This is a genomic window from Parviterribacter multiflagellatus, assembly GCF_056863265.1.
In genome coordinates, this window is record NZ_JBXPIZ010000008.1 from 25,394 (window position 1) to 51,654 (window position 26,261).

At 73.9% G+C, this 26,261-nt stretch carries 24 protein-coding genes and 1 riboswitch; of the genes, 8 read left to right on the plus strand and 16 right to left on the minus strand.

The genetic code is table 11. The annotated features are described in order from the left end of the window. Nucleotides 1–22 precede the first annotated feature (22 nt). Complete coding sequence (locus AC1UE5_RS17410; protein WP_482925801.1) at nucleotides 23–2,032, minus strand: Ig-like domain-containing protein; 2,010 nt, start codon at nucleotides 2,030–2,032, stop codon at nucleotides 23–25. A 412-nt stretch (nucleotides 2,033–2,444) separates the two neighbouring features. On the opposite strand from AC1UE5_RS17410, the gene AC1UE5_RS17415 reads away from it, so the two are divergent. The 3 genes from AC1UE5_RS17415 (at nucleotide 2,445) to AC1UE5_RS17425 (ending at nucleotide 6,645) form a co-directional block, all read left to right on the plus strand. Beyond that, complete coding sequence (locus AC1UE5_RS17415) at nucleotides 2,445–4,916, plus strand: alpha/beta hydrolase (protein ID WP_482925803.1); 2,472 nt, start codon at nucleotides 2,445–2,447, stop codon at nucleotides 4,914–4,916. 68 nt (nucleotides 4,917–4,984) lie between these two features. Then, nucleotides 4,985–5,833, plus strand: a complete 849-nt coding sequence (locus AC1UE5_RS17420; RefSeq protein WP_482925804.1) for a chromosome partitioning protein ParB — start codon at nucleotides 4,985–4,987, stop codon at nucleotides 5,831–5,833. Further along, complete coding sequence (locus tag AC1UE5_RS17425) at nucleotides 5,830–6,645, plus strand: MBL fold metallo-hydrolase (protein ID WP_482925806.1); 816 nt, start codon at nucleotides 5,830–5,832, stop codon at nucleotides 6,643–6,645. Before AC1UE5_RS17420 ends, AC1UE5_RS17425 begins: the two co-directional genes overlap by 4 nt. 21 nt (nucleotides 6,646–6,666) lie before the next feature. Here AC1UE5_RS17425 and AC1UE5_RS17430 read toward each other — a convergent pair whose 3' ends face one another. Further along, complete coding sequence (locus AC1UE5_RS17430; RefSeq protein WP_482925808.1) at nucleotides 6,667–7,266, minus strand: TetR/AcrR family transcriptional regulator; 600 nt, start codon at nucleotides 7,264–7,266, stop codon at nucleotides 6,667–6,669. A 40-nt stretch (nucleotides 7,267–7,306) separates the two neighbouring features. Between AC1UE5_RS17430 and AC1UE5_RS17435 the strand changes: the two genes are divergently transcribed. Continuing rightward, complete coding sequence (locus tag AC1UE5_RS17435; RefSeq protein WP_482925810.1) at nucleotides 7,307–8,146, plus strand: thioesterase family protein; 840 nt, start codon at nucleotides 7,307–7,309, stop codon at nucleotides 8,144–8,146. A gap of 18 nt (nucleotides 8,147–8,164) precedes the next feature. Here the strand turns inward: AC1UE5_RS17435 and AC1UE5_RS17440 are convergent, their stop codons facing one another. The 7 genes from AC1UE5_RS17440 to AC1UE5_RS17470 form a co-directional block, all read right to left on the minus strand. Next, the gene (locus tag AC1UE5_RS17440) at nucleotides 8,165–8,554 is read right to left on the minus strand and encodes a VOC family protein (RefSeq protein ID WP_482925812.1); all 390 of its coding nucleotides are present in this window, start codon (nucleotides 8,552–8,554) and stop codon (nucleotides 8,165–8,167) included. 10 nt (nucleotides 8,555–8,564) lie between these two features. Continuing rightward, complete coding sequence (locus tag AC1UE5_RS17445; RefSeq protein WP_482925814.1) at nucleotides 8,565–9,368, minus strand: helix-turn-helix domain-containing protein; 804 nt, start codon at nucleotides 9,366–9,368, stop codon at nucleotides 8,565–8,567. Nucleotides 9,369–9,427: 59 nt separating this feature from the next. Then, nucleotides 9,428–10,636 (minus strand): ABC transporter ATP-binding protein, encoded by a 1,209-nt coding sequence (locus AC1UE5_RS17450; RefSeq protein WP_482925816.1) that lies wholly within the window; start codon nucleotides 10,634–10,636, stop codon nucleotides 9,428–9,430. A 14-nt stretch (nucleotides 10,637–10,650) separates the two neighbouring features. Next, nucleotides 10,651–11,493, minus strand: a complete 843-nt coding sequence (locus AC1UE5_RS17455) for a carbohydrate ABC transporter permease (RefSeq protein WP_482925818.1) — start codon at nucleotides 11,491–11,493, stop codon at nucleotides 10,651–10,653. Nucleotides 11,494–11,496: 3 nt separating this feature from the next. After that, nucleotides 11,497–12,432, minus strand: coding sequence for a carbohydrate ABC transporter permease (locus AC1UE5_RS17460; RefSeq protein WP_482925819.1), 936 nt, complete (start codon nucleotides 12,430–12,432; stop codon nucleotides 11,497–11,499). Then, nucleotides 12,429–13,685, minus strand: coding sequence for an ABC transporter substrate-binding protein (locus AC1UE5_RS17465; protein WP_482925821.1), 1,257 nt, complete (start codon nucleotides 13,683–13,685; stop codon nucleotides 12,429–12,431). The genes AC1UE5_RS17460 and AC1UE5_RS17465 overlap by 4 nt, the downstream gene beginning before the upstream one ends. Before the next feature lie 64 nt (nucleotides 13,686–13,749). Next, nucleotides 13,750–14,898, minus strand: coding sequence for an MFS transporter (locus AC1UE5_RS17470; protein ID WP_482925823.1), 1,149 nt, complete (start codon nucleotides 14,896–14,898; stop codon nucleotides 13,750–13,752). Between the two features lie 93 nt (nucleotides 14,899–14,991). Between AC1UE5_RS17470 and AC1UE5_RS17475 the strand changes: the two genes are divergently transcribed. The 4 genes from AC1UE5_RS17475 to AC1UE5_RS17490 all read left to right on the plus strand — a co-directional run bounded on the left by AC1UE5_RS17475 (nucleotide 14,992) and on the right by AC1UE5_RS17490 (nucleotide 18,899). Next, complete coding sequence (locus AC1UE5_RS17475; protein WP_482925825.1) at nucleotides 14,992–15,441, plus strand: winged helix-turn-helix transcriptional regulator; 450 nt, start codon at nucleotides 14,992–14,994, stop codon at nucleotides 15,439–15,441. A 56-nt stretch (nucleotides 15,442–15,497) separates the two neighbouring features. After that, nucleotides 15,498–16,244 carry a gamma-glutamyl-gamma-aminobutyrate hydrolase family protein gene (locus AC1UE5_RS17480; RefSeq protein WP_482925827.1) on the plus strand — a complete coding sequence of 249 codons (747 nt, stop codon included), beginning with the start codon at nucleotides 15,498–15,500 and terminating at the stop codon, nucleotides 16,242–16,244. Between the two features lie 109 nt (nucleotides 16,245–16,353). Next, on the plus strand, nucleotides 16,354–17,757 hold the full coding sequence (locus AC1UE5_RS17485) for a circularly permuted type 2 ATP-grasp protein (protein WP_482925829.1): 1,404 nt from the start codon (nucleotides 16,354–16,356) through the stop codon (nucleotides 17,755–17,757). Further along, on the plus strand, nucleotides 17,754–18,899 hold the full coding sequence (locus AC1UE5_RS17490; protein WP_482925831.1) for a carboxylate-amine ligase: 1,146 nt from the start codon (nucleotides 17,754–17,756) through the stop codon (nucleotides 18,897–18,899). Before AC1UE5_RS17485 ends, AC1UE5_RS17490 begins: the two co-directional genes overlap by 4 nt. On the opposite strand, the gene AC1UE5_RS17495 is transcribed toward AC1UE5_RS17490, so the two are convergent. From AC1UE5_RS17495 to AC1UE5_RS17525, 7 genes are all read right to left on the minus strand, one after another. After that, nucleotides 18,896–20,284, minus strand: coding sequence for an RNA polymerase sigma factor (locus tag AC1UE5_RS17495; protein ID WP_482925833.1), 1,389 nt, complete (start codon nucleotides 20,282–20,284; stop codon nucleotides 18,896–18,898). The two genes, AC1UE5_RS17490 and AC1UE5_RS17495, sit on opposite strands and share 4 nt — an antisense overlap. After that, complete coding sequence (locus AC1UE5_RS17500; protein ID WP_482925835.1) at nucleotides 20,281–21,219, minus strand: hypothetical protein; 939 nt, start codon at nucleotides 21,217–21,219, stop codon at nucleotides 20,281–20,283. The genes AC1UE5_RS17495 and AC1UE5_RS17500 overlap by 4 nt, the downstream gene beginning before the upstream one ends. 23 nt (nucleotides 21,220–21,242) lie before the next feature. After that, entirely contained in the window at nucleotides 21,243–21,692 is a 450-nt protein-coding gene (locus tag AC1UE5_RS17505; RefSeq protein WP_482925837.1) for a hypothetical protein, read from the minus strand. 101 nt (nucleotides 21,693–21,793) lie between these two features. Next, nucleotides 21,794–23,401, minus strand: coding sequence for a phosphoglycerate dehydrogenase (serA, locus tag AC1UE5_RS17510; protein WP_482925839.1), 1,608 nt, complete (start codon nucleotides 23,399–23,401; stop codon nucleotides 21,794–21,796). Beyond that, complete coding sequence (gene serC, locus AC1UE5_RS17515; RefSeq protein WP_482925841.1) at nucleotides 23,398–24,519, minus strand: phosphoserine transaminase; 1,122 nt, start codon at nucleotides 24,517–24,519, stop codon at nucleotides 23,398–23,400. The genes serA and serC overlap by 4 nt, the downstream gene beginning before the upstream one ends. 30 nt (nucleotides 24,520–24,549) lie before the next feature. Next, nucleotides 24,550–24,633, minus strand: a riboswitch (ZMP/ZTP riboswitch). A 66-nt stretch (nucleotides 24,634–24,699) separates the two neighbouring features. Beyond that, nucleotides 24,700–25,689 (minus strand): ketol-acid reductoisomerase, encoded by a 990-nt coding sequence (gene ilvC, locus AC1UE5_RS17520; protein WP_482925843.1) that lies wholly within the window; start codon nucleotides 25,687–25,689, stop codon nucleotides 24,700–24,702. 44 nt (nucleotides 25,690–25,733) lie between these two features. Continuing rightward, a complete protein-coding gene (locus AC1UE5_RS17525) occupies nucleotides 25,734–26,228 on the minus strand; it encodes a MarR family winged helix-turn-helix transcriptional regulator (RefSeq protein WP_482925845.1) in 495 nt (164 codons plus the stop codon). Between the last annotated feature and the right edge of the window lie 33 nt (nucleotides 26,229–26,261).

The window sequence follows — 26,261 nt, forward strand, 5'->3', positions numbered from 1 at the left end:
GCGCCCCGGTCCCCCGCTCGGGCTAGCGCTTCACGCCGCGCAGCGTGAGCGGCTGCGTGGCCGTGGTGAGCTTCGCCTCCCACAGCGCGCGAAGCTCGGCGGTCACGGCCAGCCGGCCGGTGCGCGCGATCAGGCCGCGGCCCGTCGCCGTCAGCTGCACCGAGACGTCACGCGTCCCGGCCGTCTTCAGCTTCACGCGGACGAGGCCGACGCGGACGCGCGTCGTCCGGCCGGCGCGCTTGACCTTCGCGTACAGCGCGACGGAGACCGCACCCGGCCGGTCGAGCCGGATCCGCAGCCGCGGCGTGCCCTTGCGCGCGGCGAGCGCGGTGACGCCGAGCTTGGGCACGACGAACGTCGCCGGCGTCTGCGACGGCGCGGTCGTGCTCACCGGCGCCGGGTCGGGCGTCGAGCCGCCGCCGCCCGGCGTCTGCGGCTGACCGGGGGTCTCGGGCCGGCCCGGGTTCTCCGGCTGCTGCGGCTCCTCGGGCTCCTCCGGCAGCGCCTTGACCCGGACCTGCACGGTGGCGAGCACGACCTGTCCGGCCGCGTCGATCGCCGCGGCGGTCACCGCGTGCGTCCTCCCCGCGTCGGCCGCCGCCGGCGTCCAGCTCGCGGCGTACGGCGACCGCGCCTTGGGGCCGGTGTCTGCCTTCGCGTACGACCGGATCGTCCTGCCGCCGACCTGGTAGACGACCGCCCGGATCCCGAAGTCGTCGGCGGGGATCGCGTCGAGGATCACCTCGTCGCCGACCTCCACCTCGTCCCCGTCGCGCAGCGCGTCGAAGACGATCGTCGGCGCGGCGTCGGCGGCCGGGGCGGGCACGACCAGCGCGGCGGGCGGCTCGGCGCGGTCCGCGGCGTAGTCGACGCCGGGCGACACGGGGTCGCCCTCGATCGTCGGCAGGCCGAGCGACGGGCCCTCCGCGCTCCCCCACCAGTTGCCGCGGGCGCGGAGCGTGGTGGCCGCCGGTGCACCGGTCGCATCGCCGTGGAAGACGCCGAACGCGTTGCCCGCGATGGCGTTGCCGGTCGCAGCGGTGCCGCCGATGACGGTGGCCCACTCCGTGCCGCACCGCGGCGCGGTGCCGGCGCCCTTGAGCAGGAGGCCCGCGGAGGTGCCAGGTGCGACGTTCGGGTCGCGGTTGCCGACGATCTCGCTGCTCGTGAGCTTCAGGCACGGGCCGCTGTCGACGACGATGCCGCTCTGGGCGATCGCCGGCGTGCCCGTGGCGCGGCCCGCGACGCGCGTGCCGGTGATCGTGGCGCGCACGGTTCCGGCGTTGGGCGTCGGCGCGCTGCCGTCGAGCGTCCGCCCGTCGAGCAGGATGCCCTCGCGGTTGTAGCCCTCCACGAGGCTGTTCTCGATCGTCACAGCGCTCGTGGTCGCCTCCGCCGTGTTGGCGACGACGATGCCGGTGCCGGCGAGCGCCGGGTCGGTGTACGGGCCGGTGCCGGGGCCGGTCGACGGGGTGAGCCCGGTGACGCGGACGCCCGACAGCTTGGCGCCGGTGACGTCGACGAGCGCGATGCCCGCCTCCACGCCCACGCCCGTCGTCCCCGACCGATACGCGCGGACGGTGACGCCCGAGATCTCGACCTTGAACAGCTCCACGACCCGCCGGCGGACCGTGATGACGTTGCCGAGCTCGTCACGCGGGTTCGGCGCGGCGGCGGCCATCGACGCGACCGGCGGGTCGCTGAGCTCCGGCTGGATGACGACCTTGTCCGCGCCCGCGCCGCGGAGCGTGAGGTTCTTCTCGATGCGCAGGCCCGGCGAGGCCGCACCGCCGGGCACGGTGTACGTGCCGGCGCAGATGTTGATGACGTCGCCCTGCGCGGCGCCGGCGACGGCCGCGGTCAGCGACGTGTACTCGGCCTCGGGGCACTGCGCGCGGTCGTCGTCGACCGCGATCCGGTCCGCCAGCGCGGACGCGGGTGCGAGGGCGGCCGCGCCGAGGAGCGCCGCGAGCGCCGCGGTGAGCGCGAAGCGGCGCGGCCGGCTGCGGCCGCGGGGGGTCGGACTGGGCAAGCGATGGTCCTTTCTCGACGCATCGACGATGCGCCGTCGGTCTTCCATGACCGCTGTGACCGGACCTCACGAGCGGATGCGGCGGAGACGATAGACCACCGCGGACGTGCCGAATGCCACGTCCGGCACGACACGCCGATGCACGAACTCCCTGCAAAGACGCGCTTTCCGCGGTGGGACGGCACCGTTCCCCTTCGACAGGTGGTCCACCGTGCGAGGCGCCTCTTCCGACGAGCGGGCCGTCAAGTGCCGGGCGATCCGGCCCGTACCGTTCCCGGCTCCGCGGAGCCGCGCCGGTGCCGGACCCATCTGCCCGCTCCCGCGTTCACCACCAACACCCGACCCCGGACCGCCAGGACGGCGACCGGTGGAGGACCTCTTGCTCCCACATCACGCACCCAGGCGGCGCCGCGTGCGGCGCCTGCTCGCCCTGGTCGCCGGCGTGACGGCGACCGCCCTCGCCGGTCCGGCGGCGACCCACGCGGCCACGCCGCCCGACCCGCTCGTCCCCGGCCCGCACGGCGTCGCCCGCAGCGAGTACAACGCCGGCACGCTCAACCTGACGGTCACGACGTCCGGCTACACGTGCACGAGCAGCGCATCGGCCTGCGGCACCACGACCGCGCCGACGATCGACTACGGCGAGAGCACGCACGGCCCGGGCCAGACGTTCCCGCAGCCGCTGCAGGGCTCGGTCACCTGGCCGACCGGCACCCCGCCCGCGGGCGGCTGGAAGGTGCTGCTCTTCCTGCATGGCCGCCACTCGGCGTGCAAGACCTCGACCGGCGCGGACGGCGGCAGCCAGCCGTGGGCGACCGGCGTCTGCCAGTACGGCGCGTGGCCGAGCTGGCAGGGCTACGACTACCTGTCGAACGTGCTCGCGTCGTGGGGCTACGTCGTCATCTCACCCGACGCGTCCTCGGTCACGACCTACGACAACAACACGTACGCGCCGGTCGACGCGGGCGCCACGGCGCGCGCGGAGATCATCGCCCAGACGCTCGACCGGCTCTACGCCTGGAACCAGGGCACCGGCCCGGCGGGCGTCGACGACAACCTCGTCGGCAAGCTGGACTTCTCGAAGATCGGGATGATGGGCCACTCGCGCGGTGGCGAGGGCGTCACGCAGTTCATCGAGTACAACCGCCAGCGGCCCGAGCCGGCGCGCCGGTACAACCTGCAGGCGGTCTTCTCGCTCGCCCCGATCGACCGCAACAAGCACGCGCCGCAGGGCACGAACTTCGCGGTCCTCGCCCCCGCGTGCGACGGCGACGTGTCGAGCATCTCGGGCGTCAACGCGTTCGAGCGCGGCAAGTACGTCAACCTCGCCGACCCGTTCAACAAGTACCTCTTCTACGTCGAGGGCGCGAACCACAACTTCTACAACTCGATGTGGGCCAACGACGACCGCAGCGGCTCGGACACCGCGTGCGGGCCGAACGCGTCGACGCGGATCCGCATGACGCGGGCCGAGCAGGAGAAGACGGGCCTCGCGACGATCGCGACGTTCCTGCGCGTTTTCGTGGGCGGGGAGACCGCGTACAAGCCGTGGCTGACCGGAGAGCACGGGCTGCCGGGCTCGGCCTGCCCCGACTACACCATCCCGGGCACGACGACCCGCGCGGTGCCCTGCGCGGACCTCGTCAAGTTCTCGCACGTCGCTCCCGCGGGGGAGCGGCAGGACGTGATCCGCCCGGGCTCCGGGCAGCGGCCCACGACGGCGAGCCCGGTGGCGGCGGACGCGACCGGCGGCTACTTCCGCGGCGAGGGCTTCGCCACGTTCGAGTGGTGCAACCCGGACCCGTTCGCCAACCCGCTGTCGGCCAACCCGCCGGCGACGCAGGCGACGACCGCGCTGCTGCCGTGCCCCGGGCCGGTGGTCGGCACGAGCACGACGGCCAACTCGTTCAACCGCTCGTTCGGGCCGCAGCTCGCGCTGGCGTGGGACGGGCCGGCGAAGATCACCGCCGACCTGCGCGGCACGTACCGCGACGTCTCGCGGTTCCGCGAGCTGTCGCTGCGCGCCGCGTTCCAGTTCACCGACACGGCCCGCAACGGGCTCGGCAACGGCTTCGACCCGCTGAGCGCGACGCAGGACCTCGAGGTGGCGCTGGTCGACCGTGCGGGGGCGGCGAAGGCCGTGCGGCTCAGCGACTACGGCCGGCCGATCGAGACGACCCTCGGGGCGACGACCGCGACGACGCAGCCGCGCCACATCGCGCTCAGCGGCTTCGACGTCCCGCTCAGCGCGTTCGCGGGCGTCGACCTGACGGACCTGCAGCAGCTCGAGCTGCGCTTCGGCGGGGCGGGCGTCCCGGCCAAGGGCGCGATCCAGCTCGCCGACGTGGCGTTCCAGGAGCTGGGCGGCGCCGGCGCGTCGGCGGAGATCAGCGCGGCGGAGACGCCTGCGACGCCGGCCGCGCCGACCACGCCGTTGCCGGGTGACGCGGAGCTCCCGAAGGTCGAGAGCGTCGTGACGGCCGCGCCGGTGGCGACCGTCGCTCCGGGCGTCGCGGCGCCGGGCGCCGTGGTGTCGGCGGCGGGCGGATCCGCGTGCGTCCCGAAGGTCGCCCTCGGCACCGTCAAGGGCGCGCCCCTGACGGTGTCCGGGTCGGCCGCGGGCTGCGCGAAGGTCAAGCAGGTCAAGGTCACGATCGCGGCCACGACGAAGGCCGGCGCATGCCGGTTCGTGAGCGGCGGCGGGCGCCTGGGCAAGCCGGTCTCGTGCCGGGCGCAGCTCGGCCTCGCCGCCACCGGCACCACGTCCTGGACGCTGCGGCTGGCGCGCAGGCTGCCCAAGGGCAGCTACCGCGTGACGGTCCAGGCGCTCGACGCGGCGGGCGGCGCCTCGCGCACCGCGACCCGCCGGATCCGGGTCGGCTGACACCGGTTCTGCGGCGGCGGGCCATGCGGGAGAGATCTCGCGTGGCCCGCCGTGGCACCATCGTCGGGATGGCACGGGACACCGGCTTCCCCGCGGCGGACGCGCAGGACGACTTCCTCCGGGTGCGGCGGCGCCAGGCGCTGCAGGCGCTCGGGCGGCGGTTCGCGGTGCGTGGCGGCGGCGACGTCATGGCGATGCTCCCGTTCGACGAGGTCGTGGCGGAGCTCGGGCGGCTCGGCGAGCAGCGCATCGGGCTGCAGGTCGTGCCGCTCGACGCGATCGTCGGGACGGTCGACCGGGGCAAGGAGTTCGATCGCGCGTTCCGCCCCACGTCGTCGCAGGTGCGGCGGCGGTGGGAGCGGATCGCCCAGGCGATGCGGCGCGGCGAGGCGATGCCGCCGGTGCAGCTCTACCGCGTCGGCGAGGTGCACTTCGTCCGCGACGGGCACCACCGGGTGTCGGTCGCGCGGGCGCTCGGGCGGCGCGACATCGAGGCGTACGTGACCGAGGTCCGCACGCGCGTCGGCGCCGACCGCGAGCTGCGGATGGCCGACCTGCCGCTGAAGGGCCACGAGCGGCTGTTCCGCGAGCGCGTCCCGCTCGACCCCGAGCGGGCGCGCGGCGTGTCGCTGTCGGATCCGGAGCGGTACGGCGAGCTGGCCGAGGGCGTCGAGGCGTGGGGCTACCGCGAGTGCCAGGAGCGCGGCGAGCTACTCGACCGCGAGGCGCTCGCGCGCGCCTGGTTCGAGGAGGAGTTCGCGCCCGTGTGCGCGATGCTGCGCGAGGCGGGCCTGATCCGGGCCGGCGAGACCGACGCCGACGCGTACGAGCGACTGGGAGGAGAGCGGTACCGGCTGATGCGGACGATGGACTGGAACGAGGACGTGGTCGCGCGGCTGCGGGGCGACGCGTCGTGACGGGGTGGGTCTGCGTGACGTGCGCGGCGCACTACCCGCCGGCCGCGGCGCCCCCGCGTGTGTGCGTGATCTGCAGCGACGAGCGTCAGTACGTGCCCGAGTCGGGGCAGGAGTGGATGGCCGCGTCGGAGGTCGCCGCGTCGCACCGCACGGTGCTGCGCGACGAGGAGGAGCTGCTCGCGGTCGGCGTCGAGCCCAAGCTCGGGATCGGCCAGCGGGCGCTGCTCGTCCCCGCCGGCGCGCAGCGGGTGCTGTGGGACTGCGTGCCGCTCGTCGACCACAACGCCGTCGAGGCGATCGAGACGCTCGGCGGCCTGCGCGCGATCGCGATCTCCCACCCGCACTACTACACGGCGATGGCCGACTGGGCCGAGCGCCTCGACTGCCCGATCCTGATCCACGAGGACGACGAGGAGTGGATCACCGAGCCGTCCCCGCGCGTGGAGCTGTGGGGCGGCGAGGAGCGCTCGCTCGGCGACGGCCTGACGCTGCTGCGCCTCGGCGGCCACTTCCCGGGCGCGACGGTCCTGCACTGGGCCGGCGGCGCCGGCGGCGCGGGCGCGCTGCTGGCCGGCGACGTCGTGCAGGTCATCCCCGACCGCCGCTTCGTCGGCTTCATGTGGTCCTACCCCTGCCTCGTCCCGCTGCCGGGCTTCCGCGTCCGCGAGATCGCCGACACGCTCGCGGCGTGGGACTTCGAGGTGATCTACGGCGCGTGGTGGGACGCGGTCGTGCGCCAGGAGGGCAACGCCGTCGTCGCACGCTCCGCGGATCGGTACGAGCGCGCGCTGCGGGGCGAGCTGCCGACCTAGCTCACGGCGCGGCGGCGCCGCTCACGAACTGACGGTATCCGTCGCGCCGAGGGCGGCCCAGGCAGCGTCGGCGAGCGTGTCGCCGGCGTCGCGGAGCGCGTCGGCGCGGCCGGCGAGCCAGAGGCGCGCGAGCTCCTGCGCCGGGCCGAGCCAGAGCGCGTAGCGGACCTCGAACGGCACGCGGCGCAGCTCGCCGCGCTCCTCGTAGCGGCGCGCCCACGCGGTGACGTTGGTGAAGAAGCCGGCGTTCAGCTCCGCGAGTCCCGGGGCCGCGACCTTGCGGACCTCCGCGTCGCGGTCCGCGAGGAGGAACGCGGCGAGCTCGGGTTGCGCGGTGACCCAGTCGACGTGGAAGAGCACGCCGTTGCGGACGCCCGTGCGGGCCGAGCGAGACTTGAGGACGGCCTGCTCGAACCCGTGCTGGAACTGCGCCAGACCGTCGAGCCACAGCGCGGCGGCGAGGTGCTCGCGGCTCGGGAAGTGGTGGTAGAGCGAGCCCGTGCTCGCGCCCGACGCCTCGCGGACGTGGGTCATCGTCGTGGCGCCGTAGCCGCGCTCGGTGAACGCCCGCAGGGCCGCCGCGAGGATCGCCTCCCGCCGTGTCCGCTCTTGCGTGGGCACGGCGCGGCATGCTACCAACTAGAGGATGTCTCTAGAGAACTTGTCTAGTCGCCGGACCGGCTGGCCGTGGGGCGACGCCGAGAGCTTCTACGTCCCCACGGCCGACGACGAGGGCGACGGCGTGTTCGTCGCGACGCCGGCGAGCGCCGGCCCATGGTCCCGCCACCTCCAGCACGCCGGGCCGCCCGCGGCGCTGGCGGCCCGGGCGATCGAGCGCCTCCCCGCGGCCCCGACGCTGCGCGTCGCGCGCGTGACCGTCGACATCCTCAAGCCCGTCCCCGTGGCGGCGGTGACGGCCACCGCGCGGATCGTCCGGCCGGGGCGCCGCGTGGAGCTCGTCGAGGCGCTGGTCTCCGTCGCCGGCGAGGAGGAGCCGGTGCTGCGCGTCGCGGCGTGGCGCGTGGCGGCGGCTCCCGACAGCGCGCCGACGACTGCCGCGGCCACGCCGGCCCCGCGACTCCCGGAGCCCCAGCCGCAGCCGACGTCCGGCATCGCCCACGTCGGCGGCTACATGAGCGCGGTCGAGTGGCGGTTCGTCCGCGGCGACTTCGAGCAGACGGGCCCGGCGACCGCGTGGGCACGCCCGCGCATCCCGCTCGTCGCCGGCGAGGAGACGACGCCGCTGCAGCGGACGCTCCTCCTCGCCGACTCTGGCAGCGGGGTCGGCACGTCGGTCGACCGCACGCGCTTCCTCGCGATCAACACCGACCTCGCGGTCTCGCTCCACCGCGACCCGACCGACGAGTGGCTCTGCCTCGCCGCCGTCACCACCATCGCGCCCGGCACCACCGGCACGACCGACACGCGCCTGTTCGACCGCGAGGGCCTCGTCGGCACGGCGACGCAGACGCTCCTCGTGGACGACCTGGCGGCGGCCTGACCGCACGCGGCGCGGCGGTCAGCCCATCGGAGTCGCGAGACCGACGAGGGCGCCGACGTGGTCGCGCACGTAGGCGACCGTCTGGCCCCAGGGGGTGGCGTGCGGGTCGGCGACCGCCGGCGCGCCCGCCTGGACCGCGCGGCGGAAGGCGGCGGGGACGTCGGCCGTGGTGAGGGTCAGCTCGAAGCCGGGCGGGAGCTCGTCCGGCGCGACAGCGCGGTACTGCGCGGGCACCGCGTCCGCGGCGAGCGCGTGGCCGGTGAAGGCGAGCGCCGTGGCGCCGGTGGCCAGCTCGCCGAACTGCCCGCTCTCGTGGAGGAACCGGCGCGTCAGGCCGAACGCGCGCTCGTAGAAGTCCAGCGCCGCCGGCACGTCGGGGACGTAGAGGATCACGTAGGAGAGGTCCATGGCCGCGACGCTAGGCGCGCGCGGCCCTCCGATCTTGCACGGATCGGCCGTCCCGCCGCAGGAGCCGCGCCGGCGTCACCCCCGCGAGCCGGCGGACCTCGCGCGACATGTGCTGCTGGTCGTGGAAGCCCGCTGCCAGCGCGAGCGCCGCGAGCGACGCCGCCGGCCGCGCCGCGGCCAGCCGCAGCAGCGTCTGCAGCCGCAGCACCCGGCGCAGCTCCGCCGGGCCGTGGCCGCAGTGGTCGTGGCACCAGCGCCGCAGCTGGCGCTCGCTCAGCCCCAGCGCCGCCGCCAGCTCCGCGACCGGCCGCGCGTCGGCCGTCGTGCCCAGGCCCGCGACGATCGCCGCCGCCCGCCGGACGCCGCCCGGTTCCCCGACCCGACCGGCGACGGAGCGCTCCAGCGCGTCGGGCACGCGCGCGCCCGCCGCCAGGGCGTGCTCGAGCCCGCGCTGCACCGCCGGCGCCACCGCGTCGAGCGGCACGACGGCGTCGAGCAAGTCCCCCACCGGCGTCCGCAGCACCTGCCGCGCCAGACCGGGCCGCAGCCGCAGCCCCGCGACGACCCCGCCGCCGCGGAGCTCGACCAGCCGCGCCGTCCGCGCCGGCCCGACGACGAGCGCGCGCCCGTGATCGTCGACGACGAGGTCGACGCAGCCGTCCGGCAGCACGCGGTGCCGCGCACCCGCCACGGGCGCCGTGGCCGTCCACACGCGATCGATCGCCGCGGCGGTCGCGGGAGCGGGCGCGCGGCGCTGCCACGCGATCGGACCGGACGCGGCGGGAGAGGGCGGCGCGCGATGCTGGTGCGGCACGCGCGCCAGTCTGCCGGACGGGCCCGCCGCACGGACGGCGGCGGGCGGCGGGGCGCGCCCTACGCCGGCGTCGCCGCCGGGGCCTCGCCCAGCGTCAGGTTCGCGCCCGTCTCGGCGTCGAAGAGGTGGAGCTTGCGGGTGTCCATCCACAGGCGCGCGGGCTGACCGCGGCGCACCTTGGAGGCCGGGTCCAGGCGCGCGACGACCTGCGCCTCCCCCGCGCCCGGGACCTCTGCGGTGCCGGTGTCCTCGGCGATCTCCTCCAGCGCGTCGGCCTGGGCGCCCTCGCCCTCGTACTCGAAGTACGCGTAGATCTCCGCGCCCATCGACTCGGTCAGCGAGATCGTCGTGTCGAACGTGAAGCCCTCGCGCTCGCGGTGCTCCTCGACCAGCTCGGCGTCCTCGAAGTCCTCCGGGCGGATGCCCGCGATCACCGTCGACGACGATCCGCCCGAGCGCTCCAGCGCCTGCCGCAGCGTGTCCGGCAGCTGGACCTGCCCGAACGGCAGGTGCAGCGTCGCGCCCTCGACGCGCGCCGGGAGGAAGTTCATCGCCGGCGACCCGATGAAGCCCGCCACGAACAGGTTCGCCGGGTGGTCGTAGAGCGTCTGCGGCGTGTCGACCTGCTGGATCTCCCCCGCGCGCATCACGGCGACGCGGTCGCCGAGCGTCATCGCCTCGGTCTGGTCGTGCGTGACGTAGATCGTCGTCGTCTCGGTCCGCTGCTGGATGCGCGCGACCTCGGTCCGCATCTGCACGCGCAGCTTCGCGTCGAGGTTCGACAGCGGCTCGTCCATCAGGTACGCCTTGGGCGACCGGACGATCGCGCGCCCCATCGCCACGCGCTGGCGCTGGCCGCCGGACAGGTTCGCCGGCTTGCGGTCGAGGTGCTGCGACAGGTCGAGCACCCGCGCCGCCTCCTCCACGCGCTTGTCGATCTCGCCCTTGTCGAGCTTCGCCAGCTTGAGCGCGAAGCCCATGTTGTCGCGCACGGTCATGTGCGGGTACAGCGCGTACGACTGGAAGACCATCGCGATGTCGCGGTCCTTCGGCGCGAGGTCGTTCACCACGCGGTCGTCGATCCGCAGCTCGCCCGAGGTGATGTCCTCCAGCCCCGCGATCATCCGCAGCGCGGTGGACTTCCCGCAGCCCGACGGGCCGACGAGGATCATGAACTCGCCGTCGGCGATGTCGAGGTCGATGCCCTTGACGGCCTCGTAGCCGTCGCCGTAGCGCTTGGTGACGTTGTCGAGCTGGATGCGTGCCATGTGAGTTCCTGGGGTCAGCCCTTGACGGCGCCGGAGGTCAGACCGGCCACGATGCGCCGCTGGAAGATCAGGACGAAGATGATGATCGGGATGGTGACGAGGACCGCTGCCGCTGCGATGTTGCCAGTCGGGGCGGTGAACTGCGACTCGCCGGTGAAGAACGCGATCGCCGCCGGCACCGTCCGCGAGGCGTCCGACGACGTCAGCGAGATCGCGAAGACGAAGTCGTTCCAGCAGAAGATGAAGACGAGGATCGCGGCGGTGAACATGCCCGGCGCGGCCAGCGGCATGATGACCTTGCGGAACGCCTGGGTCGGCGTCGCGCCGTCGACCTGCGCGGCCTGCTCGAGCTCGAACGGGATCTCGCGGAAGAACGCGACGAGCGTGTAGATCGCCAGCGGCAGCGCGAACGTCAGGTACGGGATGATGAGCCCGATGTACGTGTCGTAGATCCCCAGCGCCCGCCACATGTCGAACAGCGGGCCGACGGTGGAGATCGGCGGGAACATCGCGATCGCCAGCGCGCCGCCGAGGATCAGGCGGCGGCCCGGGAAGTCCAGGCGCGCGATCGCGTACGCGGTGAACGACGCGAGCACGATCGCGATCGTCGTCGCGATCAGCGCGATCAGCACCGAGTTGATCAGCGGCCGCAGCAGCGGCGAGTCCAGCCCGCCCTCGAACAGCGTCGTGTAGTTCTCGGTCGTCCACTCGGCCGGGATCAGCCGCCCGTCGCCGATCGTCGCCGGCGTCTTGAGCGACAGCATCAGCAGCCAGAAGACCGGGAACAGCGCGGCGATGACGACGGCGATCAGGCCGACGGTCCAGAACGTGTACTCCTTGGTGCCCCGCTCGCCCATGGCCTACCGCTCCTCCCCCGGGGTCTGCGCGCCGAACCCGCGCACGAACAGGAACGCGAGCCCGAGCACCAGCAGGAAGATCAACACCGACACCGCGGACCCGAGGCCGAGGTTGAGCCGGGAGATCAGCTGGTTGTAGCCCACGATCGAGATCGACTCGGTGTCCTGCGCGCCCTTCGTCATCACGTAGATCGAGTCGAACACGCGGAACGCGTCCAGCGTGCGGAACAGCAGCGCGACGATGATCGCCGGCTTCATCAGCGGCAGCGTGATGCGCGTGAAGCGCTGCCACCACGACGCGCCGTCGACCTTCGCGGCCTCGTACAGCCCTTCGTCGATGGTGGTGAGCCCCGCCAGCAGCAGGAGCGCCATGAAGGGCGTGGTCTTCCACACCTCCGCGGCGATGATCACCCACATCGAGCTCCACTTCTCGCCGAACCACGCCTTCTCGTCGTCGATGAACGGCAGGCCGTTGACGAAGCCCGACGCGGGGTCGAACGCGTAGAACCACGCGAACGCCGCGACGACGGTGACGATGCCGTACGGGACGAGCACCGCGGTGCGGACCGCGCCGCGGCCGAAGATCGCGCGGTGCATGACCATCGCGAGCGCCATGCCGATGACCAGCTCGATGGCGACCGAGACGACGGCGATGAAGGCGGTGTTGAAGAGCGAGCTCCACCACAGCTCGGACGTCAGCACCGTCACGTAGTTCGACAGCCCGGCGAAGCCGCCCTCGCCCGGGAAGCGCAGGTCGTTGTCCTGCAGCGACAGGACGATCGCGTAGCCGATCGGGTACGCGGTGACGAGCAGCATCGCGATGACCGCCGGCGCGCACAGCATCCACCCGAGCTTGCGCTCGGCCTTCGCGCGGTCGGTCACGCCCTGCTTGCGCCCCTCGGCGGCGGCGCCGACCTGAGGCGGTGCGGCGGTGCTCACAGCAGCCCCTCCCGGTTGATGGCCTGCTCGACCTTGTCGCGCAGGCGGTCGTAGGCGTCCTGCGGGTCCTCCGGGTCGATCTTCGACGTCGGGTGCAGCGCGCGCTGGATCGCGAGCGACAGGTCCTGGTAGGCAGGCGACTCGGACGGGCGCGGCGAGGCGTTCTCGATCGCGTCGCGGATCAGGTCGCCGAACTCCGGATACGCGTCCTGGACCTCCTTGCGGTCGAACAGCTCAGGCTTGACCGGCGGCAGGCCCTCGAGCGCGGTGACCTCGAGCTGGTTCTCCTCGCTCGTCAGGCACTCGACCGCGTCCCACGCGAGGTCGGGGTTGTCGCTGAAGCTCGAGACGCCGAGGTTGAAGCCACCGAGCGGCGGGGCCGACTCGCGGTCCGGGTCCACGCGCGGGTACGGCGCGGCGCCCATCTGCTCGAACACGTCAGGAGCGTTCGACTTCGCGCTCGCGTAGACGAAGGGGTAGTTGATCATGAAGCTCGCGGTGCCGGCCTCGAAGCCCAGGCGCGACGAGTTCTCGTTGGAGGTGTCGACGTCGGGCGCCGCGGACGGGCCGCCGGCGACGCGGCCCATGAGCGCCAGCGCGCGCTTGGTCGCCTCGGGCTCCAGGCCGATCGACTCCGGGCCGGTGAGGATCGCGGTGCCGGCGCTGGCGATCATCGCGTTGGCCCAGACGGTGAGCGCCTCGTAGCGGTTGGCCTGGACCTGGATGTCGTTCTCGTTCGGCGGCAGGTTCGCCGCCGCCTCGAGCACCTCGTCCCAGGTCTGCGGCGCCTGGTCGACGCGGTCCTTGCGGTACCAGAGGAGCTGGGTGTTGGACCAGATCGGGACCGCGTAGAGCCGGTCCTCGAACTTGGCGGAGTCCAGGACGGACTCGAACATGCCCTGCGTGAGCGTGTCCGCGCGGTCCTCCGGGACCTGCTGGACCCAGCCGCCGTTGGCGAACTCGCCCGTCCACACGACGTCCATCCCGACGATGTCGATCGTCGAGTCCTCCGCCCCGAGGCGCCGGACGAGCTGCTCGCGCTGCGCTTCGCCCTGGTTGGGCAGCAGCTCGATGTTGATCTCGTAGGCGCCGTCGGACTGCTGCGTGCAGCGGTCCGCGATCTTCTGCAGCGCCCCGCCCGGCTGCTGCGCGATGAACCAGTTGAGCGTCCGCGAACCCCCGCTGTCGTCGTCCCCGCATCCTGCGGCGAGACTGGCAATGAGGGCCGCCGCCAAAGCTGCCCTTCGACCCATGACGGAGCTTCCAGTACCCCCTTGCTCCGCTGCAAAACGTGCTGCACGATCGACCGAAATCCGGTCATTGCTGGCGCGCTGCCGCCACGGCCAGCGCGGCGATGCTCACGGCAGCGCCGGCGACGCATACGCCGGTCCACCCCACGGCCGCGTGGAGCTGGCTCGCACCGATCGACCCGAGGGCGCTGCCGAGCGCGTAGAAGGCCATGTAGTTCGCGGTCACGCGGCTCACCGCGCCGAGCTGCAGCGCGTACATGCGCGCCTGCGTGAGCACGTGCACGCCCTGGACCGCGAGGTCGAGCAGGACGACCCCGATCAGCAGGGCCCAGAGGCTCTGCCCGAGCAGGGCGATCGGCAGCCAGGCGAGGGCGAGCAGCACGAGCGCCGCGCGCGTCGCGGCGCGACCGCGCCCCGCGTCGGCCAGGCGCCCGGCCGGCGCCGCCGCCAGCGCGCCCGCCGCACCGGCGAGGCCGAACGCGCCGATCGCCCCGTCCGACAGCGACAGCGGCGGCGCGGCGAGCGGCAGCGCCATCCCGCTCCACAGCAGGTTGAACGCGGCGAAGATCAGCAGCGCGAGGAGGCCGCAGGCCCGCAGCGCCGGGTGGTCGCGCGTCAGCAGGACGGTCGAGCGCACGAGCGCCGCGTACCGCACGCGCTCGCGCGGCCGGTCGCCGGCGGGCATCGTGCGGCGGACGGCGACGGCGGCCGCGGCGACGATCGCCGCCGCGAGGAGGAAGGCCGCGCGCCAGCCGGCGAGGTCGGCGACCGCGCCCGCGAACGTCCGCGCCAGCAGGATCCCGAGGACGATGCCGCCGGTGACCACGCCGATCGCCCGGCCGCGCTGCGCCGGCTCGGCGAGCTCGGCGACGTGGGCCACGATCACCTGCGTCACCACGGCGAGCAGCCCGATCACCGCCATGGCGACGAGCAGCACCGGCGCGCTGGGCGCGACGCCGGCCAGCACGAGCGCGCCGGCGAGCCCGCCGAGCATCCCGACGACGAGCCCGCGCCGCGCGACGAGGTCGCCGAGCGGCACGAGCAGGAGCAGGCCGGCGCCGTAGCCGGCCTGCGTGACGGCGACGACCAGCCCGGCGACGCCGTCGGGCATGGCGAGCCGGTCCCCGATCGTCGCCAGCAGCGGCTGGACGAGCGAGATGCAGGCGACCGCCACACCGCATGCGACCGCGGCGACGGCGGTGACACGGCCGGTCAACCGTGGTGGTTGCAGTTCACTACCAGTGGACACGCGGCGGCAAGCTAGCAAGCCGGTTGCATTTCGAAACCAGACGGCTAGGCTGAGGTCCCGATGAGCACCGAGGCCCTGCGAACGAGCACCTGCCCCGTCGCCCGCGCGACCGCGGTGATCGGCGACCGCTGGTCGCTCCTGATCGTCCGCGAGGCCTACGACGGCGCGCGGCGCTTCAACGACTTCCAGCGGCGCCTGGGCGTGGCGAAGAACATCCTCTCCGCCCGGCTGCGCGCGCTGGTCGCCGACGGCATCCTGGAGACGACGCCGGCCGCGCACGCGCCGTACCTCGAGTACCGGCTCACGGAGGCCGGGCTGGACCTGTTCCCGGTCGTGGTCGCGCTGCGGCAGTGGGGCGAGGCGCACGCGTTCGCCGACGGGGAGCCGCGCTCGGAGCTCGTCGACGAGCGCGACGGCCGGCCGGTCGCGCCGATGCGGGTGGCGGCGGCCGACGGGCGCCCGGTCACCGCGACGACCACGGTCGTGCGCAAGCCCGCGACGACGGCCTGAGCGTGCCGGACGGGGCGGCGCGAGCGGTCCGCCCGCTGCGTCATCATGCCGGGGCCTTGCACGCGCCCCTGGTCGCCATCACCACCTCCGAGCTGCGCTCTCCCCAGTCCGTCCGGCAGCACCCCGAGGGGGAGCCGCCGATGCGCGAGATGGCGCTCGGCCTGACCTACCCGCAGGCGGTCGCGCGCGGCGGCGGCGTGCCGGTCGTCGTGCCCCCGTTCTCGTCCGACATCGTCATCCGCGAGCTGCTCTCGCGCGTGGACGGCGTGGTGCTCGCGGGTGGCCCGGACATCCACCCGTCGCTGTACGGGCAGGAGCCGTCGCCGGAGCTGGGGCCGACGGAGCCGGAGCTGGACGGCTCGGAGATCGCGCTCGTGCGGCTGGCGCTCGAGCGCGGGCTACCGATGCTGTGCATCTGCCGCGGGCTGCAGGCGCTGAACGTCGCGCGCGGCGGGACCCTGCACCAGGACCTGCCGGGGCACCGCCAGGAGGAGCCGGGGCACATCCCGGTCCACGGCGTGCGCGTGGAGCCCGGCTCGCTGCTGGCGGACGGGCTCGGGGTCGTGGAGACGCGCGTGAACTCGTTCCACCACCAGGCGGTCGACGAGCTCGGCCTGAACCTGCGGCCGGTCGCGTGGGCCGACGACGGGCTGGTCGAGGGGATCGAGGCGACCGACCGCGACTGGGTCGTCGGGGTGCAGTGGCACGCCGAGGGCCTGCTGCGCGCGCCCGACCAGGAGCGCCTCTTCGAGACGTTCCTCGACGCCTGCGGGCCTGCCGCGCGGCAGCGGCGCGCGGCGTAGGCGCGGACGCCCGGTTCGACAACCCGGACGGGAATGTCCGACCGAGTGGCGGATGTTTGGCGCGTGTGCCCGGGTTACGTTGCGGTCCATTCCGGTGAACGCAGAGCACATGCCAGCGACGACCTACGTGTCGCTCCCGCAGGGCGGGGAGCGGTACGACCCCGAGGACCTCTACGACGAGGGGTTCGAGGACATCGGCACGCCGCGCGCGCACTACGCGGAGATCCTCGACCGGCTGGGGCGCGTCGACCTCGACGAGGCGCTCGGCGCGATGCGGCGGACGCTGCTGGACCTCGGGTGCGCGTTCGGGGCGGGCGAGCAGCGCGAGGCGTTCAAGGTCGACCTGATCCCACGCGTGTTCACGCCGGAGGAGTGGGTCGTGCTGGCCGCGGGGCTCGAGCAGCGCGTGCACGCGCTCGACGCGTTCCTGCACGACATCCACACCGGCAAGCGGATCGTCCACGAGGGCGTCATCCCCGAGCGCGTCATCACCGGCGCCGACTACTGGGAGCCCGAGCTCGACGGCCACGCCGAGCCGCGCATCCGCGTCGGGATGGCCGGGCTCGACATCGTCCGCACCCCGGACGGCCACTTCCAGGTGCTCGAGGACAACCTGCGCACGCCGTCGGGGCTGGCGTACGCCTTCGCGGCGCGCCAGGCGGTCCTCCCCCACGCCGGCGACCCCGAGGGCAGCCACCCCGCGCCGGTCGCCATCGAGGACGTCGCGATCGAGGCGCTCGGCCGCACGCTGCGCAACGCGTCGCCGCGCGGCCCCGACAAGGCGCGCGTCGTGCTCCTCACCGACGGCGTCCGCAACACCGCCTACTGGGAGCACAGCCTGCTGGCGGAGCGGCTCGGCGTCCCGCTCGTCACGCTCGACGAGCTGGATCCCCGCCAGGTCGACGTCGTCTACCGGCGCACCGACGAGGACCGCCTGAACGACGCCAACGGGCGCCGCACCCTGGTCGCGGCCGCGCTCGAGGAGGGCCTGAAGGACGGCAGCGTCGCCGTCATCAACGCGCTCGGCAACGGCGTCGCGGACGACAAGCTCGTCCACGCGCACGTCGAGGACATGGTCCGCTTCTACCTGCACGAGGAGCCGCTGATCGCCTCGGTCCCGACGTTCGACCTGTGCGAGCCCGACAAGCTCGCCGAGGTGCTCGACCGGATCGACGAGATGGTCGTCAAGCCGCGCAGCGCGTACGGTGGCGAGGGCGTGTTCGTCGGACCGACGGCGACGCCGGAGGAGCGCGACCGCATCGCCGCGATCGTCCGCGCCGCGCCCGACGCGTGGATCGCGCAGGAGACCGTCTTCTTCTCCCGCCATCCGACCGTCATCGACGGCGAGCTTGCGCCGCGCCACGTGGACCTGCGAGCCTTCGTGACGTTCGACGGAGAGCGCGCGCAGGCGATCCCGGGCGGGCTCAGCCGTGTGGCATACGAGGAAGGGAACCTCGTCGTGAACTCCTCGCAGGGGGGCGGCGGCAAGGACACCTGGGTGCTGGAGCGATGAGCGCCCAGGCGGGGTGGGCGCGCTGGCAGGGTGCCGACGACGTCGGGGCCACGCTGGGCGTCGAGGAGGAGGTCATGCTCCTCCACCCCGGCAGCTGGGCCCTCGCGCAGCGCATCGAGGACGTGCTCGCCGTGGTGCCGGGCGAGCTGCGCGCGCAGGTCAGCTCCGAGACGCACAGCGCCGCGGTCGAGATCCAGACCGGGGTGCACCGCACGGTCGGCACCGCGATCCGCGAGATCTCCGACCTGCGCGCGACGCTGAACGACATCCTCGGCCCGCTCGAGCTGCGCGCGGCGTGCAGCGGCACGCACCCGTTCGCGATCTGGCACGACATGCGCGTCGCCGGCGCCGAGCGCCACCAGGCCGTCTACGGCTCGATGCGGGCGCTCGCGCGGCGCGAGCCGACGTTCGCGCTCCACGTCCACGTCGGCATCCCGACCCCGGCCGGCGCGACCGCCGCGCTCAACCAGATGCGGGCGCACATCCCGCTGCTGCTCGCGCTCAGCGCCAACTCGCCCTACTGGCAGGGCCGCGACACCGGCCTGGCCTCGGCCCGCACGCCGCTCTTCCAGGCCTTCCCGCGCGTCGGCATCCCGCGCGTCTTCAGCTCCTACGCCGACTGGACGCGCAGCGTCGACCTGCTCATCGCCAGCCACGCGCTGCCCGACCACAGCTACCTGTGGTGGGACGTCCGGCTGCAGCCGCGCTACGGCACGGTCGAGGTGCGCATCATGGACGCGCAGACGACGAGCGACCACACCGCGGCGCTCGTCGCGCTCGTCCAGTGCCTGGTGCGGCTGGAGGTGCTCGAGGGCTACGCGTCCTCGCGCGTGCTGCACGCGCAGGAGGTGCTGGACGAGAACCGCTTCCTGGCTGCGCGCGACGGCGTCGCGGCAGAGCTGATCGACCCCGACCGCGGCACGCGCGTGCCGATCACCGAGCTGGCGTACGAGGTGCTGGAGGCGTGCGAGCCGCACGCCCACGACCTCGGCTGCGCCGACGAGCTGGAGCTCGTGCGGACGCGGCTGCTGACCGAGCCGGGTGCGCAGCGTCAGCGCACGCTCGCGGGCGACGACGACGACCAGCGCCACCTCGTCGGGGCGCTGGCCGAGTCGTTCAGCCCCGTCGTCGCGGTCGGCTAGCGCGGGCAGAGCGCGGCCGTCCGCACCACCCCGCGCGTGCCGTCGTCGGCGACCACGCGCGTCCACACGCGCCCGCGCCGCACGATGCGCAGCGGCTGGCCGCGGCTGACCGAGCCGACAGTCGCCCCGCCGGGCGCGGCGAGCACGAACGTCCGCCGCGCGCACGTCGCCGCGCGCGCCCGCGGGTCGGCGCCCGGCCGCACCGACCCCTGCGCGTCGGGCCGGCGGCAGAGGACGCGGATCGTCCGCACCGGCCGCCCCGCCTCCGCGCGCACGCGCACCTGCGCACGCCGCGAGCGGCCCGGGACGGTCGTCTCCGCGTACACCAGCGCGCCGGTCGTCGCGGTGTCGAGCAGGTCGGCGACGACGTGCCCGGCCGGACAGGTGAGCGCGACCGTCGCGACGCCCCGCTCCACCCGCGCCTGCCGCGTCACCAGCGCCGCGCCGGCCGGCAGGGGCGCGCCCGCGAGCACCCGCGCGGGCGCGAGCGTCGGGCTGCGGAACGCGACGGGCGACGGCTCCCCCGCGTGGGTGACGAGCTGCGCCGCCGCGACCGTCCCGCCGACCGCCACGGCGCCCGTGGCGACGACCGCCGCGGGCTTGGAGCCCAGCGCCGCCTTGATGCCGAGCGCGCCGCCGAACAGCAGCAGCGCCGGCCCGGGCACGAGCAGGTCGAGCGTGCGCCGCAGGCCGCGCAGGTCCGCGCGGAACGCCCGGCACGCCGGGCACGTGGCGACGTGGCGCAGCGCATGCACCGGGGCGCGGCGGCGGGCGTCGAACGCCACCAGCAGCGCCTCCTGCACCGACGTGCAGTCCGCGGTACGGGCCGCCACGCCGCGCCCCAGCGACCGCCGCGCCCGGTGCACGAGCGAGCGCGACGCGCTCTCGGCGATGCCCAGCTCCCGCCCGATCTGCTCGTGCGACTCACCGTCGAGCTCGCGCCGGATCAGCGCGTGGCGCTGCGGCGCCGGCAGCGCGGCGAGGTCGGCGAGCACGTGGCGCAGGTCGGCCGCACGCTCCATCCGGACGTGCGGATCGCCGTCCGGCTCGGGCACGCTGACGAGGTGGACGCTCGCCGGGTCGTGCGGCTCGGCGCGGCGACGGGCCAGCTCGTCCAGCGCGCAGTTGCGCACGAGCGTGAAGAGGAACGCGCGGAGCTTGAGCGGCGGCGCGTCGCGCAGCAGCGCCCGCGACGCGCGCAGGAACGCCTCCTGCACGACGTCCTCGGCCAGCGCGTGATCGCCGAGCACGCGGTAGGCGTACCGCTCCAGCGCCCGGTGGTGGCGCGCGTGCAGGCGGGCGAAGGCGGCCTGGTCGCCCGCCCGGAAGCGGTCGATGAGCGCGACGTCCGCGGCGTCCGGCGCGCCGGCTCGGGGCGCGCTCACGTGCACACGTGGCTCCGGGCGAGCCAGCCACGCCCGCCCAGGTCGGTGCGGACGAACAGCCAGCGGCGGGAGCGGTCGCGGCGCAGCAGCCGCACGCGGTCGCCGCGCAGCACGGCGCCGACGACCATGCCCTGCGGGCTCTCCAGCAGCGACGCGCGGCGCGCGCAGACGATCGCGGCACGCGCTCCCGAGGCGGCGCGCGCGGCGGTGTCGCCGACCTCCCCCAGCCGGTCGATCCCGGCCTTGCGCTCCAGCATCAGGTCGCCGACGTCGGCCGGCGCGATGCGCGGCACGGCCTCGGGGTGCGGACCGAGCTGGAGCTGGCGCTCGTCGCGCGGCCGCGTCTCGAGCCGCGTGAGCCGCTCGGTCACGACCACGTCGCCCACGGTCAGCTCGCGCTCGACGATCCGCAGCGAGCCGGCGAGCGCGAGGATGCGGTCGCGCTCGCGCGGGCCGTCGCCGGCGTTCGGGCCGTCGACGAGCACGACCGTGCGCTGCCCGAACCGGCGCGGGCCGGCGCCTGCGCGCTTCAGCACGCCGGCCCTCAGCTGCGCCCTTAGCAGCTCGGCCTGCGTCGCGGCGTTCCAGCGGATCAGCGGTGCCGGGTCGTCGAGCCGGTACTCGCGCAGCACGCGCGGCTCCATCGCGTTCCACACCCGCCACGTCCCGTCGGGCGCGAGCGCGTCCTCGCTCTGCACGCCGCCCCGCGGCCCGGTGACGACGGTCCGCGCGGCGTCGGCCGCGATCCAGTGCTCGATGCGCGTGACCCGCCCGAGCACGCCGTCCGAGCGCGTGATGCGCCGGTCGAGGACCTGGTGCTCGACCGTGCCGGCGGCGACCGGCACCGCCTGCAGGTCCGGCGGCGCGAGCCACTTCGCCGCGCGCGCCGCCGGCGCAGGGGTCAGGGCCGCCGCGGCGAGCGCCGCGACGGCCACCGACCCCGCTGTGCGCGTGAGGCTCAGCGCGCCACCCGCGCGTTCTTGCGCGCCTCGGCGGCGCGCTGGCGGTACTCCTCGATCGAGGCGGTGTAGCGGAACGTCCGCTCGCGGCCGTTGAACGAGGTCTTGCTCACCGTCGTGAACCGCTCGGTGTCGGTGGCGGGCACGCGGTAGGTCGCATCCGCCCAGTCGCCGTCGTCGTAGGTGCTGCGCGTGCGGACCTTGGTCGCGCCGGCCGCGCGGGCCGCGGCGACCTGGTCGCCGACGAAGCCGTAGCAGAGCACGCGGGTGTCCTGGAGCTCCTTGCCGCAGTCGATCTTCTCGGCTGCGCGGCCGTCGTCGTACGACAGCGTGACGGTGAGCGAGGTCTGCGAGTGCGCGTCCCGGTCCTTCGCGACGGCAGCGGAGGGCGCCGCGGCGACGGCGAGCAGGGCGGTCGCGGCGAGCGCGTTGCGGAGAGTTCTGGTCATACCCGTACGACCGGAGGCCTCCGCCAGCGTGACGGCTCAGGGGTCCGCGCACCGCCGCGTCCGACCTTCGGCGGACGCGGCGGGCGGATGCAGCGGTGGCGCTAGGCGGTCAGCGCGACGGCGCGGCCGTCGAGGAAGCCGTCGGTCGCGACGATGCGGTCGACGAGCTCCTGCGGGATCGGGTCGGACGTGGTGACGACCATCACCGCGACGCCGTCCTCGCCCTCGTCCTCGTCGGTCTTGTAGCCGACGGCGGCCGAGGCGATGTTGACGCCGGCCTCGCCGAAGAGCGTGCCGACGCGGCCGATCTGGCCCGGCACGTCCTGGTAGCGGAAGAGCGCGAGGTGCTCGGTGAGCTGGAGGTTGAACCGCTGGCCCCACGCCTCCAGGAGGTGCGGCCGGTCGCGGTTGCCCAGGGTCGTGCCGACGACGCGCGTCTCGACGCCGCCCGACCGCACCGTGATGCGGACCAGGTCGGTGAAGTCGCGCGCGTGCGCGTTCTTCGTCTCGATCAGCTCGATGCCGCGCTCCTCGGCGAGGAACGGCGCGTTCACCGCGTTCGCCTCCTCCTCGGTGCGCCCGGAGAGGACGCCGAGCAGCGCGGCGGTGCCCAGCGGACGGGTGTCGCGCTCGGCGATGCGGCCCAGCGACTCGACCTCGACGCAGTCGACCGAGGAGCTCTCGGCGAGCGTCGACGCCAGGCGCGACAGGCCCTGGGTGAGCGGGACGAACGGCCCGAGCACCTCGAGGTCCTCCGCCTTGACGGCCGGCGCGTTGACCGCGGTCGTCACGCTGCCGCCGTTGAGCGCCGCGATGATCTGCTCGGCCACCTGGTAGCCGGCGCGGTCGTTGGCCTCGGCGGTCGAGGCGCCGAGGTGCGGCGTCACGACGACCTTGGGGTTGCCGAACAGCGGATGCTCGGTGACCGGCTCGGAGCGGAAGACGTCGAGCGCCGCGCCGCCGACCTTGCCGGACGCGATCGCGGCCTCGAGGTCCTCGTCGACGATCAGCGGCCCGCGGGCCACGTTGATCACGAAGACGCCGTCCTTGCACTTCGCGAGCGCCTCGGCGTTGAGCCAGCCCTCGGTCTCCGGCGTCTTGGGCAGGTGGAGCGTGAGGAAGTCGGCGGCCGCGTACACGTCGTCGGACGTCTCGGCCTTCTCGACGCCCAGCTCCTTGTAGCGCTCGGCCGACACGAACGGGTCGAACGCGACGATGCGCATGCCGAACGACTTCGCGCGCTCGGCCACCAGCTGGCCGATGCGGCCGAAGCCGAGGATGCCCAGCGTCTTGTCGAGCAGCTCGACGCCGCTGTACTTCGAGCGGTCCCAGCGGCCCTCGACGAGCGACTTGTGCGCCTGCGGGATGTTGCGCGCGACGGCGAGCAGCATCGCCACGGTGTGCTCGGCCGCGGTGACGACGTTGGACTGCGGGGCGTTGGCCACGACGATGCCGCGCTTGGTGGCGGCCGGGACGTCGACGTTGTCGACGCCCACGCCCGCGCGCCCGATGACGCGCAGGTTCGTGCCGGCCTCGATGAGGTCGGCCGTCATCTTCGTGGCGGAGCGGATCAGGATGCCGTCGTACTCGGCGATCCGGCTCGGGAGGTCGAAGCCGTCGGCGTCGAACGCGGTGTCGACGTCGAAGTGCTCGCGGAGCAGGTCGATCCCGCTCTGGCCGATCTTCTCGGCGACGAGGACCTTGGTCATGCCTGGTTCTCCACGACGTACTCGATGCAGGCCGTCAGGGCCTTCACGTCGTCCGGCTCGATGGCCGGGAACATCGCGACGCGGAGCTGGTTGCGCCCGAGCTTGCGGTACGGCTCGACGTCGACGATGCCGTTCGCGCGCAGCGTCTTGGCGACCTGCGCGGCGTCGACGTCGTCGCTGAAGTCGATCGTGCCGATGACCAGCGAGCGGTGCGCCGGGTCCTGCACGAACGGCGAGGTGTACTCGGTCTTCTCGGCCCAGCCGTAGAGGTGGTCCGAGGAGGCCTTCGTGCGGCCGACCGTGAAGTCCAGGCCGCCGTTGGAGCACATCCAGTCGAGCTGGTCGGCGAGCAGCAGGAGCGTCGCGACCGCGGGCGTGTTGTAGGTCTGGTCCTTGCGCGAGTTGTCCAGCGCCGTGGGGATCGAGAGGAAGTCCGGGACCCAGCGGTCCGTCTTGCCGATCTCCTCGATCCGCTCGATCGCGGCCGGGCTGGCGAGCGCGAGCCACAGGCCGCCGTCCGAGGCGAACGACTTCTGCGGCGCGAAGTAGTAGACGTCGGCGTTCGACACGTCGACGGCCAGGCCGCCGGCGCCGGACGTCGCGTCGATGAGGACGAGCGAGTCGCCGGCCGGACGCTCGATCGGCACCATCACGCCGGTCGAGGTCTCGTTGTGGGCCCAGGCGACCACGTCGGCGGCGTCGTCGTCGCGCGGCGCGGGCGCGGAGCCCGGGTCGGCCGAGACGACGATCGAGTCGCCGAGGAACGGCGCGGCCTGCGTGACCTTGGCGAACTTCGACGAGAACTCGCCGTAGGTCAGGTGCAGCGCGCGGTCGCGGACGACGCCGAACGCCAGCGCGTCCCAGAAGGCGGTGGTGCCGCCGTTGCCGAGGATGACCTCGTAGCCGTCGGGCAGCTGGAAGAGGTCGGCGAGGCCCTCGCGGACGCGCTTGACGACGCCCTTGACGGGCGCCTGGCGGTGCGAGGTGCCCATGATGGCCACGCCGTGGTCGGCGAGGTGCTGCAGCTGCTCGGGGCGGACCTTCGAGGGCCCGGCGCCGAAACGGCCGTCTTGGGGCTTCAGGTCCGGCGGGATCTCCACCGTCGCGGTCGACGTCATGCGGACAGCTCCGAAGTTCGTGGTTCAGAACAGAGGTGCCCAGGCGTGCGGCGGCTGATGCGGCCGCCGCTTCCCGGTGGTGCTCCACCCAAGACGCCAGTCGCGGCGGCGCCTTGGGCGAGCATATCGAGCGGGTGCGAGCGGCTTGTCACCGATTCGTCAAGAACCGGCGGGCGCGGCTCAGAACTCGGTCTTGATCCAGTCCATCTTCGACCGCAGCTCCTTGCCGGTCGTCTCGATCTGGCCCCTCGCCTGCTCCTCGCGCATGCGCTTGAAGTTCTCCTGGCCCGCGCGGTTCTCGGCGATCCACTCGCGCGCGAAGGTGCCGTCCTGGATCTCCTCGAGGATCTTCTTCATGTTGGCGCGCGTCTCCTCGGTGATGACGCGCTTGCCGCGGGTGTAGTCGCCGTACTCGGCCGTGTTGGAGATCGAGTACCGCATGCCCGCGAGGCCCTTCTCGTACATGAGGTCCACGATGAGCTTGAGCTCGTGGAGGCACTCGAAGTACGCCATCTGCGGGTCGTAGCCGGCGTTGACGAGCGTCTCGAAGCCGGCCTGGACCAGCTCGGAGGCGCCGCCGCACAGCACGGCCTGCTCGCCGAAGAGGTCGGTCTCCGTCTCGTCCTTGAACGACGTCTCGATGACGCCGCCGCGGGTGCAGCCGATGCCCTTGGCGTACGCGAGCGCGAGCGCCTTGGCGTTGCCCGTCGCGTCCTGGTGGATCGCGATCAGGCCCGGCACGCCGGAGCCCTCGGTGTACTGGCGGCGGACCAGGTGGCCCGGGCCCTTCGGGGCGGCCAGCGCGACGTCGACGCCCGCGGGCGGCTCGACCTCGCCGTAGTGGACGCTGAAGCCGTGGCCGAAGAGGAGCAGGTTGCCCTCGGCGATGCCGTCGCGGACGTCGCTCTCCCAGATCTGCCGGTGCAGCTCGTCCGGGGTGAGGAGCATGACGATGTCGCCCGCGCTGGCGGCGTCGGCGACGTCCAGCACGCGCAGGCCGTCCTGCTTGGCCTGCTCGACGCTCTTGGAGTCGGGACGAAGGCCTACGACGACGTCAACTCCGGAGTCCTTGAGGTTCTGCGCATGCGCGTGCCCCTGGGAGCCGTAGCCGATGATGGCCACGGTCTTCCCCTCGAGCAGGCCGAGGTCGGCGTCGTCGTCGTAGTACATGGCGGTGGAACCTAGCGCGTACGCGCGCGCGACGTTGGGTTCACCTACGAATTAGGCGCGGCGGTGAGGTCCTTGATGACCCAGTCGCAGCGCTCCCCCACGAGCTCGAGCACGCGCACGCTGATCTGCCGCAGCGTCTCGGCTTCCTCGTCGGTGATCGCCGCGCCGAAGTACTTCTCGACCGCCGCCTTCTGGAGCGGGGCCGCCCGCTCCATCGTCTCCCTGCCCTTCGGCGTGATGACGGCGTACGTGACGCGCCGGTTCTCGGGCGGCGTCTCGCGGCGCACGAGGCCCGCCTCCTCCATCCGCGCGACCAGGCGCGTGACGCCGCCGCGCGAGAGCAGCGTCATGTCGGCCAGCTCCCCCATGCGCCAGCGGCCGTCGTGCTCGGTGTCCTTGCACAGGTAGTAGAGGAGCTCGAACCAGGGCATCGGCAGGCCCGACTCGGCCTCGACCTCCTGCTCGATCTTCTCCAGGGACCGGAGCGTCGCCTGAAGCGTGCCGTACCAGCCCTGGAACTTCGGCTCGATGTGACCCATGGCGGCGAGAACTGTAGGAGGTGATCTTTTCGA